Annotated in this window: 1 protein-coding gene; it reads left to right on the top strand. The window is 61.2% G+C overall.

What is annotated here, in order from left to right; genetic code table 11:
- Positions 1–95 precede the first annotated feature (95 nt).
- A complete protein-coding gene (locus tag BAC01S_RS29755) occupies positions 96–1,424 on the top strand; it encodes an IS4 family transposase (RefSeq protein ID WP_027798017.1) in 1,329 nt (442 codons plus the stop codon).
- Positions 1,425–1,432: the final 8 nt, after the last annotated feature.

Genomic DNA, 1,432 nt, shown 5'->3' with positions numbered 1-1,432 from the left:
GGTGTAATGCCGTTCAGTTAAGCGACTGAACGGCATTTTTGTTGGTGGAGCCGAGGTGTTGTAAACCGGACGTGGCGATGTTAACTTTCATCGCCATGCTGATTGACGACCTTCCTCTTCTTGTCGATTCACGCCCACCGTTCGAATGGGATCGGCTGGGCCAGCATCTGCCGTATCAATGGATTGAGCAGGCAGTCCAGGCCAGCGGCAGTGCCAGCGTCCGTCGTCGCCGTCTGCCGGCGCAACAGGTGGTTTGGCTGGTGATCGCGCTGGCGTTGTACCGCCATCAGTCAATCAGCGAGGTCGTCGACGGGCTGGAACTTGCACTTGCTGCGCCCGATGCTTCGTTTGTCAGCAAGAGCGCCATCAGCCAGGCCCGGCAACGCACCGGCGCCGCGCCGCTGGCCTGGCTGTTTCACGAATCCGCCAGGAGCTGGGTTGCCCAGGATCAGGCGCAATACCTCTTCAAGGGATTCTCGCTGTTTGCCATGGACGGCACGACACTGCGCACGGCCGACAGTGCCGCCAACCGCAGGCACTTCGGGGCATCCGTGGCCGTGCATGACCGGGTGGGCAGCTATCCCCAGTTGCGCGCAGTCACGCTCACCGCCATTCCCACGCATCTGGTACACGACGTCGAATTCGGTCCTTACGACGTCAACGAGATGATCTCGGCGCGAGAGCTCATGCCGCGGGTGCCGCAACATTCCATTACGGTGTTCGATAAGGGGTTCCTGTCTGCCCAGTTGCTGTGCAGCCTGGTCTTTGGCGGGGAGAACCGGCATTTCATCATTCCGGCCAAGTCCAATACGCGCTGGGAAGTGCTCAGCGGCGAGACCGGCGATCAGATGGTGCGCATGCGCGTGTCGCCACAGGCACGAAAGGCGTGTCCAGAGCTGCCCGAGTACTGGCAGGCCCGCGCGGTGCTCGCCGTCGATACCCGCGGCCGGCAGCGGATATTGCTGACTTCCCTGAGCGATCGCCAGCGCTTCAAGGCGGATGACATCGTGTCCTGCTACGAACGTCGCTGGCAAATCGAGACCAGCTACCGTGAATTGAAGCAGTCGATGCTGGGCATGGAATTGACCCTTCGCAGTCAGACTGTGGAGGGCGTCTACCAGGAATTCTGGGGGGCCTTGATCGCCTACAACCTGATTCGACTGGAGATGGCCAAGGCGGCCCTGGAGGCCGGGCGCACACCCGAGGAACTGAGCTTCATCCGGGCGTTTCACACGTTCCAGTACGAAATGACATGGGCGGCCGTCACACGCTCGTACGGCAAACTCCCCGCGCTACTTGGGCGACTGCGCGAACGGCTCAAGCAGCTTCCCAACGAAAAACGGTCCGGGCGCTCATGCGCTCGGACCGTCAAGTCCAGACCTTTCCGTTACACCGTTCGGTACCTGAAGCGGGACCTTAACTGAACGGCATT

Source organism: Paraburkholderia acidipaludis NBRC 101816 (assembly GCF_000684975.1).
GTDB lineage: Bacteria > Pseudomonadota > Gammaproteobacteria > Burkholderiales > Burkholderiaceae > Paraburkholderia > Paraburkholderia acidipaludis.
Note: the sequence above shows the minus strand (reverse complement) of the source record. Positions and strands in the feature narration are given on the sequence as shown.